The sequence below is a fragment of the Inquilinus sp. Marseille-Q2685 genome (genome assembly GCF_916619195.1).
Taxonomy (GTDB): Bacteria; Pseudomonadota; Alphaproteobacteria; order DSM-16000; family Inquilinaceae; genus Inquilinus.
This window is the reverse complement of sequence record NZ_CAKAKL010000002.1, coordinates 1,776,839-1,793,464: the sequence shown is the minus strand read 5'-3', so window position 1 is coordinate 1,793,464 and position 16,626 is coordinate 1,776,839. Positions and strand designations below refer to the sequence as shown.

Below are 16,626 nucleotides of genomic sequence, written 5' to 3'. Positions count from 1 at the left end.
CCGTGCTCACGGAGGACGGTGGATGCTGGGGTTCAATCGGTCGGCCAAGGTTGTCTCTCTGCCGACGCCGAAGACGGCGGTGGTCGATCTGTTCCACGGCCTCTCGATCGAGACCGCGCCCGGCATCGCCGCCAAGACCGCCAGCTACGGCGCGCATCTGCCGGCCGGCACCCCGGTCTACGTCACCATGCTGCCGGGCGCCGATCTCGGCGAGATCGTGCAGACCGCGGCGCGGCTGCGCGGCGAGGGGCTGGTGCCGGTGCCGCACATCGCCGCCCGCAGTCTGGAAAGCCGGGCCCAGCTCGACGACTATCTCCGCCGCCTCGCCGGCGAGGCCGGGGTCGACCGGGTGCTGGTGATCGGCGGCGGCGTGTCGACGCCGGTCGGCCCGTTCGACCGCAGCATGCAGGTGCTGGAGACCGGCCTGCTGCAGCGGCACGGCGTCAGGACCATCGGCGTCGCCGGCCATCCGGAGGGCAGCAAGGACATCCCGGCGGAGGAGATCGCCCGCGCCGTCGCCGAGAAGAACGCCTACGCCAAGGCGACCGGCACGGAGATGTACATCGCCACGCAGTTCTGCTTCGACGCCGAGGCGATCATCGTCTGGGACCGCGCGCTGCGCCGCGCCGGCAACGAGCTGCCGATCCATCTCGGCCTGGCCGGCCCGGCCAAGCTGAAGAGCCTGATCCACTACGCCGCGATGTGCGGCGTCGGCCCGTCGATGCGGTTCCTGACCCGGCAGGCGATGAACATCGCCAAGCTGGCCTCGGTGTCGGTGCCCGACAGGCTGCTGACCGAGCTGGCGGACTATCGCGCCAAGGACCCGGGCTGCGGCATCGCCCAGCTGCACCTGTTCGCCTTCGGCGGGCTGGAGCGCTCGGCCCGCTGGGTCAAGGCGATGCAGGAGGGCCGCTTCACCCTCGACGGCCGCGGCGGCTTCGCCATGGACGAATCGCTGGACTGATCCCGGACCACCGGTCCCGGAACGGAAACGGGCGCCCCTAGGGCGCCCGTCGTGTTTCGGCCGTGTGCCGGACGCCTGGCCCGGATCTCCCACACCCCCTATGCCCTGCGTCGCCTTGCGGCGAGTCGGATGCGGGGGCGGGACGCGAAAAGCGTATAGGGACATACGGTTGAGCGGCCCGCCCCCGCAGGCGGCCGCCGCAAGACGACCCTTCGGGCCGGTTGAAAATGCCGACAGGGTGCGTCGAACGGCTTGCCCGATGCATAAGCATCGCGCTGCGCCGCTCTCCTGCCCCGTCGGCATTTTGAACCGGCGCAGGTCGCAGGGGGTGTGAGATATCCGGGCTAGGAGGCGTCCGGGATCAGCTTGGCGCGCAGCGACCGGCGCGCCTCGTGGTCCAGGCGCTGCAGCGCCTCGCGGATCTGCTGGGTGATGGCGCCGGCCTCGGCGTCCGGGTTGCGGAAATAGGCCTGGGCCTCGGCGATCAGGGCCGGCAGCGCGGCGGCGGCGGCCTTGGCCGCGGCGGCCGGCGACGACGCCTTCGCCGCCATGCCGCGGATGCTGGTGGCCAGCTCGGCGGCGGAATTCTTCCAGCCGGCGGGGCCGGTGTCGGACAGGTCGGTCGCCGCCTCCTCGACGATCTGGTCGATCAGCACGCCCGAATCCCGCGCCCCGGACCAGGAGGCGGCGAGGCGCCCGTCGCGGTCGCGCACCTCGGTCCAGCGGAAGGTCTGGCGTTCCTCGTCGGTCAGGATGCGCTCCACCCGCGCGAACATGCCGCTGACCGGCCGGGACCAGGCGGCGGGCAGGGCCGCAAGCTGCTCCCGCACCCTGGCATCGACGCGCGCGCCGCAACTCTTGAGCAACTGCTTCAGACGCTGTGGGGCCCGCTGCTTGATCGCCATCTCTCTTCGCTCTCCCTACTACCTACTGCCGACCTGTGTACGCCCCGGCGCATTGCTCCCGTCGTTCAGGGGCGCCACGACTCCAGACGTTCCAATCAAATGGGCTTCGTCCCGTAGAATCAAGTCACAGCCGGTCGTGATTGGCGAGTCATTCCTTGGGTTTAAGACAAATCGGCGTCAGGGGCCGCGCCGGCCCTTGCGGTCCCGCTCGCGCTCGATCTCGGAGTTCAGCTCGGCGCCGATCAGGAAGATCACCGTCGACAGCCAGATCCAGGTCAGGAAGCCGATGACGGCGCCGAGCGAGCCGTAGGTCGCGCCGTAATTGGCGAAGCGGGCGACGTACCAGGAGAACAGCATCGACCCGCCGAGCCAGACGGTGGCGGCGATCACGCCGCCCCAGTTCAGCCAGTGCTCGCGCCGGCCGCCGGGGCCGTAGCGGTAGACCAGCGTCAGGGCCGCGATCGTCGCCAGGTACAAGGCCGGCCAGCGCAGCAGCCGGATCAGCGTGCCGGCGGCGGATTCCAGCCCGATATAGGTCAGCACGATCGGCGCCGCCACCACCACCGCCAGGGCCAGCACGGCGAAGCCGATGGCGCATAGGGTGAACAGCAGCGACACCAGGTTCAGCCGGATGAAGCCGCGCCGCTCCTCCTCGTCATAGGCCACGTTCAGCGCGTCGAACATCGCCTTGACCCCGGCATTGGCGCTCCACAGCGAGATCGCGAGGCCGGCGAAGAAGGCCAGGCCCAGGCTCTTCGGCGGCTGGCTGGCGATGCGCTGCAGCTGCCCGGCGATCAGCTCCAGGCTGCCGGCGGGCAGGATGAAGGCCAAGTCCTCGATATTCCGCTGCACGGTCGAGACGTCGGCGACCAGGCCGTACAGCGAGACGAACACGCCGATCGCCGGGAACAGCGCCAGCAGCGTGTAATAGGCGACGCCGGCGGCCAGCGCGAAGACCCGGTCCTCGCCGATCTCGCCCCAGACCCGCCACAGCACGACGCCCCCGCGCCGCGCCCTGCGCCGCCACCGCCGCTCCGTCGTCCTGGTCTCCGCCGCCATCGCGATTCGGCGCCTCCCCCCGTCCGGGCAACCATAGGTGTTGGCGGCCATGACGGAAATCCGGTTGACGACGGCATTTCGGCTGCGACCATCTGGGGCCCCGCTGCTGCGACCACAGGGAGACCTGCCCGTGCCCCGTCTGAGCCCGTCCTCCAGCCATTACGGCGCAGTCATGGCCGTCGTCGACGGCGACAAGATGGTCGGCATCCAGCCCTATGCCAGCGACATCGACCCGTCGCCGATCATCAACTCGCTGCCCGGCATGGTGCACGGCAACCTGCGCATCCCGCAGCCGATGGTCCGGGCCGGCTGGCTGGCGAAGCGGCACAGGAGCGACGGCAGCCGCCGCGGCGCTGACGCCTTCGTGCCGGTGTCGTGGGAGACGGCGCTGGAGCTGGTGGCGGGCGAGCTGCAGCGGGTGCGGACCGACCACGGCGCCGAATCCATCTATGGCGGCAGCTACGGCTGGGGTAGCGCCGGGCGGCTGCACAACGCGCCGACCCTGCTGCGCCGCATGCTGGGCTTCACCGGCGGCTACACCGCCTCGGTCAACAACTACAGCTTCGGCGCCGCCCTGCCGCTGATGCCGCACATCATCGGCGACTTCAACCGGGTGCTGGTCGAGACCACCGACTGGCGCAGCATCGCCGCCGACGGCCGCCTGGTCGTCGCCTTCGGCGGCATGCCGCCGCGCAACAGCCAGATCGCCTCGGGCGGCACCGGCAAGCACACCCAGCGCGACTGGAACCGCCGCAGCCGCGAGGCCGGGGTGCAGTTCGTCTATATCGGCCCGGTGCGCGACGACATGGCGGAGGAGGCGGGCGCCGAATGGCTGGCGCCGCGGCCGAACACCGACACCGCGATCATGCTCGGCCTGGCCCACACTCTGGTGGCCGAGGGGCTGTACGATCGCGGTTTCGTCGACCGCTACACCACCGGTTTCGACCGCTTCCTGCCCTACCTCATGGGCCGGTCCGACGGCACGCCGAAGGACGCCGACTGGGCGGCCGCGATCTCCGGCCTGTCCGCCGACACCATCCGCGGCCTGGCCCGGCGCATGGCCTCGCAGCGCACGCTGATCAGCCTCAGCTGGTCGCTGCAGCGCTCCGACCATGGCGAGCAGCCCTACTGGATGGGCACGGTGCTGGCGGCGATGCTGGGCCAGATCGGCCTGCCCGGCGGCGGCATCGGCTACGGCTACGGCGCCGAGGCCAATGTCGGCTCGGCCAGCGACGGCCGCAGCCGCACCCGCATCGTCCCCGGCCCGAACCCGACCGGCCGCTACATCCCGGTCGCCCGCATCTCCGACCTGCTGCTGCGGCCGGGCGAGACCGACGACTACAACGGCCACAGGATCACCTATCCCGACACCCGGCTGGTCTACTGGGCCGGCGGCAACCCGTTCCACCACCACCAGGACCTCAACCGCCTGCTGCGCGCCTGGGCGAAGCCGGAGACGGTGATCGTGCAGGAGCCGTGGTGGACGCCGGTGGCCCGCCGCGCCGACATCGTGCTGCCGGCGACCACCAGCTTCGAGCGCAACGACATCGGCGGCGCCGCGCGCGATCCCTACATCCTGGCCATGCCGCAGGCGATCCCGCCGGTCGGCCAGGCGCGCAGCGACTTCGACATCCTGACCGAGCTGTCGGACCGGGCCGGCGCCCGCGAGGCCTTCACCGAGGGCCGCGACGAGATGGGCTGGGTGCAGCATTTCTACGAGAACGACCGCCGCACCGCCGCCGAGTCCGGGATCGAGCTGCCGGGCTTCCAGGAGTTCTGGGAGATCGGCCATGTCGAGCTGCCGCTGTCGGCCAGGCCGAAGATCCTGCTCGAGGCCTTCCGCGCCGACCCGGTGGCCAACAAGCTGCCGACGCCGAGCGGCCGGATCGAGATCTTCTCCGACCGCATCGCCGGCTTCGGCTATGACGACTGCCCGGGCCACCCGATGTGGTTCGAGCCGGCGGAATGGCTCGGCTCGCCGGAGACCGAACGCTTCCCGCTGCACCTGATCTCGAACCAGCCGAAGACCCGGCTGCACAGCCAGCTCGACGCCGGCGTGACCAGCCGCAGCGAGAAGGTGGCGGACCGCGAGCCGGTGTGGATCCACCCGGCCGACGCCGCCGCCCGCGGCATCCAGGACGGCGACGTGGTGCGGCTGTTCAACGACCGCGGCGCCTGCCTCGCGGGCGCGGTGGTCACCGACCGGGTGATGCAAGGCGTGATCCAGCTCGCCACCGGCGCCTGGTACGACCCGGAGGTGCCGGGCGAGATCGGGGCCATGTGCAAGCACGGCAACCCGAACGTCCTGACCCGGGACAAGGGCACCTCGCGGCTGGGGCAGGGGCCCAGCGCCCACACCTGCCTGGTCGAGATCGCCAGGCTCGAAGGCCCGGCGCCGCGCGTCACCGCCTTCGACCCGCCCGTGATCCTCGACCCGAGGGCCGAGGCGGCGGAGTAGGGGGGAGGCGCGTCCTCCCCTGCTGTCATTGCCGGGCTTGACCCGGCAATCCAGAGAATGTCGACACCTTCTGGATGCCCGGGTCAAGCCCGGGCATGACAGTTTGTGCACATGAATTTGTATTATAACAAAATCAACATTCAAAACCGATATTTATAAATTGAACATCGATCAGATCGCGTTAATATATCTCCCGACGCCGCTGCCTTCCTCGGGAGAGTTCCATGTCCGAACCGGCGCTTCGCCCTGAAACCCTGGCCCTCCATGCCGGCTGGCGGGCCGACCCGGCGACCGGCGCCGTGGCGGTGCCGATCTACCAGTCGACATCCTTCCAGTTCCAGGACACGGAGCATGCGCGGAAGCTGTTCGCGCTGGAGGAGCTGGGCAACATCTACAGCCGCATCGGCAACCCGACGGTCGACGTGCTGGAGCAGCGCGTCGCGGCGCTGGAGGGCGGGGCCGCGGCGCTGGCCGTCGCCTCCGGCCAGGCGGCCTCGGCCTTCGCGGTGCAGAACCTGGCCCGTGCGGGCGACAACATCGTCAGCTCGACCGACCTCTATGGCGGCACCTGGAACCTGTTCGCCAACCGTCTGGGCGAGCAGGGCATCGAGGTTCGCTTCGTCGACCCGGCCGACCCGGAGAATTTCCGCCGCGCCGTCGACGACCGCACCCGCGCCTTCTACGCCGAAAGCCTGCCGAACCCGAAGCTGACGGTGTTCCCGATCGCCGAGGTCGCCGCCATCGGCCGCGGGTTCGGCATCCCGCTGATCGTCGACAACACCGCGGCGCCGGTGCTGCTGCGGCCGCTGGAGCACGGCGCGGCTGTGGTGGTGTACTCGACCACCAAATACATCGGCGGCCACGGCACCTCGATCGGCGGGCTGATCGTCGACGGCGGCAATTTCGACTGGGCCGCGCACCCTGAACGGCAGCCGGCGCTGAACACGCCGGATCCCAGCTATCACGGCGCGGTCTGGGTCGAGGCGACGAAGCCGCTCGGCCCCGTTGCCTATATCGTCAAGGCGCGGACCACGCTGCAGCGCGACCTCGGCGCCTCGCTGTCGCCCTTCAACGCCTTCCAGATCCTGCAGGGGCTGGAGACGCTGCCGCTCCGGATCGAGCGGCATTCCCGCAACGCCGGCGCGGTCGCCGCCTTCCTGGCGCAGCGCAAGGAGGTGACGCGGGTCATCCATCCCTCGCTGCAGACCGGCGCGGCCCGGGAACGGGCGGAGAAGTACCTGAAGGGCGGCTATGGCGGGCTGGTCGGCTTCGAGCTGGCCGGCGGCGCTCAGGCCGGGCGGCGCTTCATCGACGGGCTCAGGCTGCTGTACCACGTCGCCAATATCGGCGACGCCCGCAGCCTGGCGATCCACCCGGCCTCGACCACCCATTCGCAGCTGACGGCGGAGGAGCAGCGGGCCAGCGGCGTGACCGAAGGCTATGTTCGCCTGTCGGTCGGCATCGAGCATATCGACGACATTCTCGCGGACATCGAGCGCGGCCTGGCCGCGGCAAGGTTGGCCGAGGCGGCCTGACCTTAAGCAGGCTCCATCCATCTATCCTCCCCCTCCCCTCGCGGGAGGGGGTAGGGGGAGGGGGGTTGTCGATGAGGTAATGGGTACAGGGCAGCCAGGACGGCTGTCTTCTCCGACGGTCGTCCGGCATCGGTCCCGGCGGCGCCAGTACCCCCCTACCCCCTCCCGCAAGGGGAGGGGGGATGAAACGGGACAGGCCTGCTTTCCTGCCGCAGGGGCTTGGCGAGCCGCCCCCCATTTGCGACCGTTGCAGCGCCGGGCCCCGACGCCCGGCCTCCAGCGGAGGCAGGGATGACACGGGACGCGGCGATCGCCGGCGCGGCGCGCTATTTCGACGAGGGCGGCTTCCTGGCCGATCTCGACCGCCGCATCGGCATCCGCACCGAGAGCCAGGCGGCCGACCGCGCGCCGCTGCTCGACTACCTGCAGCGCGAGATCGGCCCGAGCCTGGCCCGGCTCGGCTTCGACCTGCACCTCGTCCCGAACCCGGCCGCGCCCGGCGCCCCGGCGCTGATCGCCCTGCGGCAGGAGGGCGACGGCCTGCCCGGCGTGCTGTGCTACGGCCATGGCGACGTGGTGCTGGGCGCGCCGGAGCGCTGGCGGGCCGGGCTCGACCCCTGGCGGATCACCGTCGAGGGCGACCGCTGGTACGGCCGCGGCACCGCCGACAACAAGGGCCAGCATTCGATCAACATCGCCGCGGTCGAGCAGGTGCTGCAGGCGCGCGGTGGCCGGCTCGGCTTCAACATGGCCTTCCTGGTCGAGACCAGCGAGGAGATCGGTTCGCCCGGCCTGGACGAGATCTGCGCCGCGAACCGCGACCTGCTGGCCGCCGACGTGCTGATCGCCTCGGACGGGCCGCGGCTCGATGCGGGCCGGCCGATGATCGCGCTGGGCACCCGCGGCGTGATCAATTTCGACCTGCGCCTGACTCTGCGCGAGGGCAGCCACCATTCCGGCAACTGGGGCGGCCTCCTGCCCAACCCAGCCACCATCCTGGCCAATGCCGTCGCCGCGCTGGTCGATGCCCGCGGCGCCATCCGGGTGCCCGGGCTGCGGCCGCCGCCGGTACCGGAGTCCGTGCGCCGGGCCCTGGCCGATGTCGCCATCGCCCGCGACGCCGAGGGCGCGATGCTGGCCGAGGGCTGGGGCGAGCCGGGGCTGAGCCCGGCCGAGCGGGTGTTCGGCTGGAACGCGCTGGAGGTGCTGGCCTTCACCGCCGGCACGCCGGACGCGCCGCAGAACGCGATCCCGCCATCGGCCCGGGTGCACTGTCAGCTGCGCTTCGTCGTCGGCACCGACGTCTCGGACCTGCCGGGCACGGTCGGCGCCTATCTCGAGTCCCAGGGCTTCCGCGGCATCGAGGTCAGCGAGTCCGGCACGCCGATGCCGGCGACGCGTCTCGACCCCGACGACCCCTGGGCGCGCTGGGCCGCCGGCTCGATCGCCGCCACCACCGGCGCCGCGCCGATGGTGCTGCCCAATGTCGGCGGGTCGCTGCCGAACGAAGTCTTCGCCGGTACGCTGGGCCTGGCCACGGTCTGGGTGCCGCACTCCTATGGCGGCTGCCGCCAGCATGGGCCCGACGAGCATTTGCTGGCCCCGCTGGCCCGCGAAGGGCTGCAGATGATGACGGGGCTGTTCTGGGATCTCGGCGAGACCGGCGCCGCCGTGGCGCGGCAGCGTCAGGTCCATACTGGATAGGCCGGAGCCACCCCCTCACCCGAAATCGCTGCGCGATTTCGACCTCTCCCCAAGGAGAGGTAAAGGAGGCCGCAGCTCGAATTCCCCTCTCCTCGGGGAGAGGGAGGGGCCCGGCGCGAAGCGACGGGAGGGTGAGGGGGCAGGGCCGTGCAGTTGGAGCTGGCGCCTATGCCCTCGGCGCCCGCGGCAGCAGGAAGCGGTCCACCGCCTGGGCGAAGCCGTCGGCGTCGTTGCCGGCGGTGACGAAATGGGCCAGCGCCTTCACCTCGTCGATGGCGTTGCCCATGGCGATCGACAGGCCGGCGGCGCGGAACATCGGCACGTCGTTGGCGGCGTCGCCGATCACCGCCACCGCGGCCGGGTCCACCCCCGCCGCCGCGGCGATGCGGCCGACCGCGTGGCCCTTGTCGGCCTCGGGGTGGTTGATGTCGAGATAGTAGCGCTGCGACCGGGCGGCGATGGCGCTGCCGCCCAGCAGGCCCCGCAGCTCCGCCTCGCAGCGGGCCAGCCTCTCGAAGTCGCCGGAGGCGCCGACGATCTTGCCGGCGCGCGCCAGATAGGGGTCGAGATCGGCGACAATGGTCGGTTCGAACCCCACCGTGCGCCGCTCCAGCGGCACATATTCCCCGTCCGGATCGGTCGCGATCCACTGATTGTCGGCGAACACCCAGGGATCGGCGCCGAAGCGGCGCAGCGTCGCCAGCGCGATCCGCGCCGCCGCCTCCGGCACCGCGAGTTCCGACACCACGCTCCCGTCGGGCCGGAAGATGGTGCCGCCGTTGAAGCCGCCCAGGGGCAGGGCCAGGCCCAGCTGCATGATCAGCCCGGCCAGGCCGCGCGGCGGCCGGCTGGAGACGATCGAGAAGCCGATCCCGGCCTCGCCCAGCCGGCGCACCGCTGCCACCGAGGCCGGGGTCACCACCTTGTCCGGGTCGGCCAGCGTGCCGTCGACGTCGGAGATCAGCAGGGCGATGCGCCCAGCGGGGGCGGCGGGGTGCTCCGGCATCAGGTCAGCGGCAGCCATTGGTACCCGTCCCGCGCCAGCAGCTCGTCGGCGCAGGCCGGGCCGTCGCTGCCGGCCGGGTAGATGTCCGGCGGGTCGGTCAGCCCGGCCCAGAGGGTCTGGATCGTCTGCACCTCGGACCAGCCGGACTCGATGTTGTCGGCGCGCTGGAACAGCGTCGGGTCGCCGGTCAGGCAGTCGTAGATCAGCGTCTCGTACCCGGTCTGCGGCTCCGCCTTGAAGTGCTCGGCGTAGCGGAAATCCATCTCGACCTGGCCCAGCCGCATCTCCCGCCCCGGCACCTTGGCGGCGAAGCGCAGCGAGATGCCCTCGTCCGGCTGGATGCGGATCACCAGCAGGTTCGGCGTCGGGGCGTTGACCGCGTCGCGGAACAGCACCGCCGGCGCCCGCTTGAACTGGATCGCGATCTCGGTGCGCCGCACCGCCAGCGACTTGCCGGTGCGCAGGTAGAACGGCACGCCGGACCAGCGCCAGTTGTCGATCGCCAGCTTCATCGCGACATAGGTCTCGGTCCGGCTGTCCGGCGCCACGTCCGGCTCCTGCCGGTAGGCCGCGCGCGGCTTGCCCAGCACCGTGCCGGCGCCGTACTGGCCGCGCACCACCACCTTGGCCGCCTCCTCGGGCGTCAGGTCGCGCACCGCCTCGACCACCTTGGCCTTCTCGGTGCGCACCGCGTCGGCGTCGAAGGAGTTCGGCGCCTCCATCGCGGTCATGGCCAGCAGCTGGAACAGGTGGTTCGGCACCATGTCGCGCAGCGCCCCGGTGGCGTCGTAGAAGCGGCCGCGCCGCTCCACCCCCACCGTCTCGGCCGCGGTGATCTGCACATGCTCGATATGGTCGCGGTCCCAGATCGGCTCGAAGATGCCGTTGCCGAACCGGAAGGCCATGATGTTCTGGACCGTCTCCTTCCCGAGATAGTGGTCGATCCGGTAGATCTGCCTCTCGGATGCCACGGCCAGCAGCCTGGCATTCAGGTCCCGCGCCGAGGCCAGGTCGGTGCCGAACGGCTTCTCAACCACCAGCCGGCGGAAGCCGACGTCGCTCTCGTCCAGCAGGCCCGCGGCCGACAGCGCGGTGGCGATCGGGGCGAAGAAGCGCGGCGCCACCGCCAGGTAGAACACCGCGTTGGACTTGCCGGTGGCCTTGCCCCGCTGGTCCAGATGCTCCGCCAGCCTCTGGAAGGTGCCGGGATCGGCGAAGTCGCCGGTCAGGTAGTGGATGCCGGCGGCCAGCCGGCCCCAGGCGGCCTCGTCGATGGCGCCTTCGATGCCGATCGTGTGGAGCGCCTGGCCGAGGGTCTTGCGGAAGCCCTCGTCATTGTTCTCGACCCGGTCCACCCCGAGGATCTCGAAGCCGGGGTCCAGCAGGCCCTCGCGCATCAGGTGGTAGAGGGCCGGGGTCAGGAGGCGTCCGGTCAGGTCGCCCGAGGCGCCGAAGATGACGAAGGTGCAGGGCGGGGCCGGCGGGGTGCCCGCCGGCTTCGCGGGGGAGGGCGAGATCAGCGCCGCCATGGCTCAGCCGCCCGCCGCCCGTTCGACATGGCCGCCGAATTTGTGCCGCATCGCCGACAGCAGCTTCTCGCCGAAGGTGTGCTCCTGGCGCGAGCGGAAGCGGACATAGAGCGCGGTCGACAGCACGTCGGCCGGCACCGCCTCCTCCAGCGCCGCCATCACGGTCCAGCGTCCCTCGCCGGAATCGGCGACCGACCCGGTGTAGTTCGACAGGCTCTCGTTCTCGGCCAGGGCGATGGCGCTGAGGTCGAGCAGCCAGGAGGAGACGACGCTGCCGCGGCGCCACACCTCGGCGATGTCGGCGAGGTCCAGCGTGTAGCGCTCGGCCTCCGGCAGCTCCTTCGAATCCTTGTTCTTCAGGATGTCGAAGCCCTCGGCATAGGCCTGCATCAGCCCGTATTCGATGCCGTTGTGCACCATCTTGACGAAGTGCCCGGCGCCGGCCGGCCCGGCATGGATGTAGCCCTTCTCGGCCCGCGGGTCGCGGCCCTCGCGGCCCGGCGTGCGCTCCACCGTGCCCAGCCCCGGCGCCAGCGCCGCGAAGATCGGGTCCAGATGGTCGACCGCGGCCTTGGTGCCGCCGATCATCATGCAGTAGCCGCGCTCCAGCCCCCAGACGCCGCCGGAGGTGCCGACGTCGACATAGTGCAGGTCCTTCGGCTCCAGCGCCGCGGCGCGGCGGATGTCGTCCTTGTAGAAGCTGTTGCCGCCGTCGATGATGATGTCGCCGGGGCTCAGCAGGCCGGCCAGCGCTGTCACCGTGTCCTCGGTCGGCGCGCCGGCGGGCAGCATCACCCAGACCGCGCGCGGCGGCGTCAGCCCGGCCACCAGGCCGGCCAGGTCCGCGGCCGGCGTGGCGCCGTCGGCGGCCAGCGCCTTGATCGCCTCGGCGCTGCGGTCGTAGACGACGCATTCATGGCCGGCGCGCATCAGGCGCCGGGCGATGTTGCCGCCCATGCGGCCGAGTCCGATCACCCCGAGCTGCATTCCACAGGTCCTCTCGTTTCCTTCGGCTGCGCTGATGGTAGCGTACCAACGCGTGATGACGCCGATGGTGCGCCCGCGCCGCGCCGGTTTCGAGTCCGAATGACCGGACGGGCGGCGATCGGGCGCCGAGGGAGGACATGCGATGGATCGAGGCGAGCAGCCGCCGGGCGCGCCCGGCGGGCCGGCGCGGTGGACGTCCAGCGCCAAGTCGGGGGTCGGCACCGCCCTCTCCGGCACCAGCCGCGTGTGGTTCACCCTCAGCCACGGCATCCTGAACGAGATCTACTTTCCGCGAATCGACACCGCCTGCGTCCGCGACCTCGGGCTGATCGTCACCGGCCCGGGCGGGTACTTTGCGGAGGAGAAGCGCGACGCCCGGTCGGAGACGCGGATGCTCGAGGCCGGCGTGCCGGCCTTCCGGCTGGTCAACACCGCGCTGGACGGCCGCTGGCGGATCGAGAAGTCGGTGCTGGCCAACCCGCTCGGCCCGGTGCTGCTGCAGGAGATCGTCTTCACCCTGCACGAGGGCGAGCCGGCGGACCACCGGCTGTTCGCGCTGTTGGCGCCGCATCTGGTCAATGCCGGCGCCGACAACACCGGCTGGGTCGACGACTATAAGGGCACGCCGATGCTGTTCGCCCGCGGCACCGATGGCGTCTCGCTGGCGCTGGCCGCCTCGGTGCCCTGGCGTGCCCGTTCGGTCGGCTATGTCGGCACCTCGGACGGCTGGCAGACGCTGTCGCGGACCGGCGCGCTGAACCCGGCCTGGCGCCGGGCCGAGAACGGCAATGTCGCCCTGGCCGGGGAGATCGACCTGGCCGCCGCGCCCGATGGCCGCTTCCTGCTGGCGCTCGGCTTCGGCGAGCGGCCGGAGGAGGCGGCGCACCACGCCTTGGCTGGTCTGCAGTGCGGCTTCGCGGCCGCGCGCGACCTCTATGTCGAGGGCTGGCGGCGCTGGCAGTCCGGGCTGCTGCCGCTCGACGGCACCGCCGGCTCCGAGACCGTCGCCTACCGCACCAGCACGGCGGTGCTGGCCAGCCACCAGACCGTGGAGTTCCCCGGTGCGGTGATCGCCTCCCTGTCGATCCCCTGGGGCTTCGCCAAGGGCGACGAGGATCTCGGCGGCTACCACCTGGTCTGGCCGCGCGACCTGGTCGAGACCGCGGGCGGATTCCTCGCCGCCGGGGCGGCGGCCGAGGCCAGGGCGATCCTCGGCTATCTGCAGGCGATCCAGGAGGCCGACGGCCACTGGTCGCAGAATGTCTGGCTCGACGGCACCCCGTACTGGAACGGGGTGCAGATGGACGAATGCGCCTTCCCGATCCTCCTGGCCGACATGCTGCGGCGCGAGGGCGCGCTGAGCGGGGAGGAACTGGCCCGCTTCGTGCCGATGGTGCGGCGCGCCGCCGGCTTCATCCTGCGCAACGGCCCGGTCACCGGCCAGGACCGGTGGGAGGAGGATGCCGGCTACTCGCCCTTCACTTTGGCGGTGGAGATCGCGGCCCTGCTGGCCGCGGCCGACATCCTGGAGCCGTCGAGCGCCGAGGAGGCGCGCTGGCTGCGCGAGACCGCCGACGCCTGGAACGACGAGGTCGAGCGCTGGACCTTCGCCGAGGGCACGGCGATCTGCGGCAGGCTCGGCCTCAAGGGCTACTATGTCCGCATCGCCCCGGCCGATGCGGCGGATGCGGCCTCGCCGCTCGACGGCTATGTGCCGGTGAAGAACCGGCCGCCGGGCGACGATGCGCGCAAGGCCGCGCTGCTGATCAGCCCCGACGCCCTGGCCCTGGTGCGCTTCGGCCTGCGTGCGCCGGACGACCCGCGCATCGTCGACACGGTGCGCGCGATCGACGCGGTGCTGAAGGCGGAGCTGCCGCAGGGCCCGGTCTGGTACCGCTACAACGACGACGGCTATGGCGAGCATGCGGACGGCGCGCCCTTCGACGGCACCGGCATCGGCCGGGCCTGGCCGCTGCTGACCGGCGAGCGCGCGCATTACGAGCTGGCCGCCGGCCGCGTCGACGCGGCCAGGGCGCTGCTGGCGACGCTGGAGCGGTCGGCCGGGGAGGGCGGGCTGCTGCCGGAGCAGGTGTGGGACGCCGACGACATCCCGGCGCGCGAGCTGTTCCGCGGCCGGCCCTCGGGCAGCGCCATGCCGCTGGTCTGGGCTCATTCCGAGCATATCAAGCTGCTGCGGTCGCTGCGCGACGGCCGGGTGTTCGACCTGCCGCCGCAGCCGGTGCGGCGCTACCAGGTCGACAAGGTGGTCTCGCCGGTCCGCTGCTGGCGCTTCAACCAGAAGCGGCGGGCCCTGCCGGCCGGCAAGGCGCTACGCCTCGAGCTGCCGGCGGCCGCCACGGTGCACTGGACCCTGGACGATTGGGGCACGATCCGCGACGACACCACGGCCGGGACGCCTTTCGGCCTGCATGTGCTCGACCTGCCGACGGCTTCGGCGCCGCCCGGCACGCGGATCCGCTTCACCTTCCGGTGGCGCGATCCCGAGCGGTGGGAGGGCGCCGATTTCCTGGTGACGATCGACGGCGAGACCGGCATCGCCGTCGGCCACGCGGCGGCCGATGCGGCCGGCGAAGATTGACGCTGCCGGAAAACGGCCGACATGCTGACAACGGTCACCAAGGAGGAACGCGCGTGAAGCCTGGCATCCTGGCCATCGATGTGGGGGGCACGGGGCTGAAGGCCGCCGTGATCGACGACCGCGGGCGGATGCGGTCCGACCGGCAGCGGGTGCCGACGCCGCATCCCTGCCCGCCGAAGCTGTTCCTCGACACCATCGCGGCGCTGGTCAAGCCGCTGCCCGAATTCGACCGCATCGCCGTCGGCTTCCCGGGCGTGGTCCGCGACGGCCGGGTGATCACCGCCCCCAATCTCGGCACCGGGGACTGGGCCGGCTTCGGCCTGGCCGCCGCCCTGTCGAAGCGGCTGGGCGGCGCCCCGGTGCGGATGGTCAACGACGCCGAGATGCAGGGGCTGGCCCTGGTCGAGGGCAAGGGGCTGGAGCTGGTGGTCACGCTCGGCACCGGCGTCGGCACGGCCCTGCTCCGCGACGGCGTGCCGACGCCGCATCTGGAGCTGGCGCACCACCCGCTGTCCAAGAGCGGCAAGACCTATGACGAGTATCTCGGCAACGCCGCCTACGAGAAGATCGGCAAGAAGCGCTGGAACAGGCGGGTGAAGCGGATGCTGGAGGTGCTGGAGATCCTGCTGCATCCAGACCGGATCCATCTCAGCGGCGGCAACGCCAAGCATATCGACTTCGAGCTGCCGAAGGGCGTCGCCATCGCCTCGAACGAGGCCGGGCTGGAAGGCGGCGCCGGGCTGTGGCGCGAGCCGGCGGCCCCGCGCAGGCCGGCGGCCAGGCGCCCGGCCGCCAAGCCCGCGCCCGCCAAGCGCACCGCGACCCGCCGCGCGAAGGTCTGACCGGCCGGAGGCGCGATCCCGCGGCCGCGATCGACCGGCCGTTCCAGAGTCTTGCGTTTCCAGATCATGAAGGACTGAAGCTTCGCCTGAATCGCCGCAATAGTGCTTTTCATGCGCCTAAAAACATGCCTCACTCTCCGGAAGGGACGAGGCAGGGGAGGCGTCATGGCGCGGCCGCACGGGCACGGACGGGTGCTGACATCCAGCGATTTCGGGGCGACCACGGTCTATGCCTGCGGCCTCGACCAGCGCTTCAGCTACTGCGCCTATGTGCCGGAGGATTACGACGAGGACGGTCGGGACCGCTGGCCGCTGGCGGTGATCGTGCACGGCACCGAGCGCGGCATGCAGGCCTATCGCGACGGCTTCGCCGATTTCGCCGAACGGCACGGCGTGATCGTGCTGGCGCCCTTGTTCCCGGTCGGCATCACCGAACCGGGCGACCTGTCCAGCTACAAGCTGCTGCGCGCCGGCGACCTGCATTACGACGCCGTGCTGCTGGCGATGATCGCCGAGACCCAGGCCCGCTACCGGATCGAGGGCGACCGGGTGCTGATGTACGGCTTCTCCGGCGGCGGCCACTTCACCCACCGCTTCCTCTATCTGCATCCGGAGCGGCTGCTGGGCGCCTCGATCGGCGCGCCCGGCGTCGTCACGCTGCTCGATTTCGAGCATGACTTCTGGGTCGGGGTGCGCAATTTCGAGGCGGTGTTCGGCAAGCCGCTCGACCTCGACGCCATCCGCCGGGTGCCGGTGCACATGGTGATCGGCGGCGACGACACCGAGACCTGGGAGATCACCGTCAAGCCGGGGGACGCCTGGTGGATGCCGGGCGCCGACATCGCCGGCCGGAACCGCCAGGACCGGATGCGATCGCTGCGCCGCAGCCTGGAGGTCCAGGGCGTCGCCGTCCAGCAGGACACCATCCCCGGCATCGGCCATGACGACCGCAAGCTGCTGGGCGCGGTGAAGAGCTTCTTCGGGGAGGTGCTGGCGCGGCGAAAAGCGGTCTGAGGTTCACCGACAACGACAAACAGG

At 71.4% G+C, this 16,626-nt stretch carries 12 protein-coding genes; 7 read left to right on the top strand and 5 right to left on the bottom strand.

What is annotated here, in order from left to right; all coding sequences use genetic code 11:
• Window positions 1-22 precede the first annotated feature (22 nt).
• Window positions 23-964 (top strand): metFprotein, encoded by a 942-nt coding sequence (locus LG391_RS17500; RefSeq protein ID WP_225769282.1) that lies wholly within the window; start codon window positions 23-25, stop codon window positions 962-964.
• Window positions 965-1,308: 344 nt separating this feature from the next.
• Here LG391_RS17500 and LG391_RS17495 read toward each other — a convergent pair whose 3' ends face one another.
• Both LG391_RS17495 and LG391_RS17490 read right to left on the bottom strand, forming a co-directional pair.
• Window positions 1,309-1,869: a hypothetical protein gene (locus LG391_RS17495; protein WP_225769281.1), complete on the bottom strand. Its 561-nt coding sequence runs from the start codon at window positions 1,867-1,869 to the stop codon at window positions 1,309-1,311.
• A gap of 177 nt (window positions 1,870-2,046) precedes the next feature.
• The gene (locus LG391_RS17490; protein ID WP_225769280.1) at window positions 2,047-2,928 is read right to left on the bottom strand and encodes a YihY/virulence factor BrkB family protein; all 882 of its coding nucleotides are present in this window, start codon (window positions 2,926-2,928) and stop codon (window positions 2,047-2,049) included.
• A gap of 130 nt (window positions 2,929-3,058) precedes the next feature.
• On the opposite strand from LG391_RS17490, the gene LG391_RS17485 reads away from it, so the two are divergent.
• The 3 genes from LG391_RS17485 to LG391_RS17475 all read left to right on the top strand — a co-directional run bounded on the left by LG391_RS17485 (window position 3,059) and on the right by LG391_RS17475 (window position 8,625).
• Window positions 3,059-5,386, top strand: coding sequence for a molybdopterin guanine dinucleotide-containing S/N-oxide reductase (locus LG391_RS17485; protein WP_225769279.1), 2,328 nt, complete (start codon window positions 3,059-3,061; stop codon window positions 5,384-5,386).
• Between the two features lie 224 nt (window positions 5,387-5,610).
• Entirely contained in the window at window positions 5,611-6,921 is a 1,311-nt protein-coding gene (locus tag LG391_RS17480) for an O-acetylhomoserine aminocarboxypropyltransferase/cysteine synthase family protein (RefSeq protein ID WP_225769278.1), read from the top strand.
• 291 nt (window positions 6,922-7,212) lie between these two features.
• Window positions 7,213-8,625, top strand: a complete 1,413-nt coding sequence (locus LG391_RS17475) for a M20 family metallopeptidase (RefSeq protein ID WP_225769277.1) — start codon at window positions 7,213-7,215, stop codon at window positions 8,623-8,625.
• 166 nt (window positions 8,626-8,791) lie between these two features.
• On the opposite strand, the gene LG391_RS17470 is transcribed toward LG391_RS17475, so the two are convergent.
• From LG391_RS17470 to gnd, 3 genes are read right to left on the bottom strand one after another with little or no spacing between them, the layout of a single operon-like run.
• On the bottom strand, window positions 8,792-9,649 hold the full coding sequence (locus LG391_RS17470) for an HAD family hydrolase (RefSeq protein ID WP_225769276.1): 858 nt from the start codon (window positions 9,647-9,649) through the stop codon (window positions 8,792-8,794).
• Complete coding sequence (gene zwf, locus LG391_RS17465; protein ID WP_225769275.1) at window positions 9,631-11,160, bottom strand: glucose-6-phosphate dehydrogenase; 1,530 nt, start codon at window positions 11,158-11,160, stop codon at window positions 9,631-9,633. The genes LG391_RS17470 and zwf overlap by 19 nt, the downstream gene beginning before the upstream one ends.
• A 3-nt stretch (window positions 11,161-11,163) precedes the next feature.
• Complete coding sequence (gene gnd, locus LG391_RS17460; RefSeq protein ID WP_225769274.1) at window positions 11,164-12,147, bottom strand: phosphogluconate dehydrogenase (NAD(+)-dependent, decarboxylating); 984 nt, start codon at window positions 12,145-12,147, stop codon at window positions 11,164-11,166.
• 142 nt (window positions 12,148-12,289) lie between these two features.
• Here gnd and LG391_RS17455 point away from each other — a divergent pair, with 142 nt between their 5' ends.
• From LG391_RS17455 to LG391_RS17445, 3 genes are all read left to right on the top strand, one after another.
• Window positions 12,290-14,746 carry a glucan 1,4-alpha-glucosidase gene (locus LG391_RS17455; RefSeq protein WP_225769273.1) on the top strand — a complete coding sequence of 819 codons (2,457 nt, stop codon included), beginning with the start codon at window positions 12,290-12,292 and terminating at the stop codon, window positions 14,744-14,746.
• Between the two features lie 53 nt (window positions 14,747-14,799).
• Entirely contained in the window at window positions 14,800-15,588 is a 789-nt protein-coding gene (locus tag LG391_RS17450) for an ROK family protein (protein ID WP_225769272.1), read from the top strand.
• A gap of 165 nt (window positions 15,589-15,753) precedes the next feature.
• Window positions 15,754-16,602, top strand: a complete 849-nt coding sequence (locus tag LG391_RS17445) for an alpha/beta hydrolase (protein WP_225769271.1) — start codon at window positions 15,754-15,756, stop codon at window positions 16,600-16,602.
• Window positions 16,603-16,626: the final 24 nt, after the last annotated feature.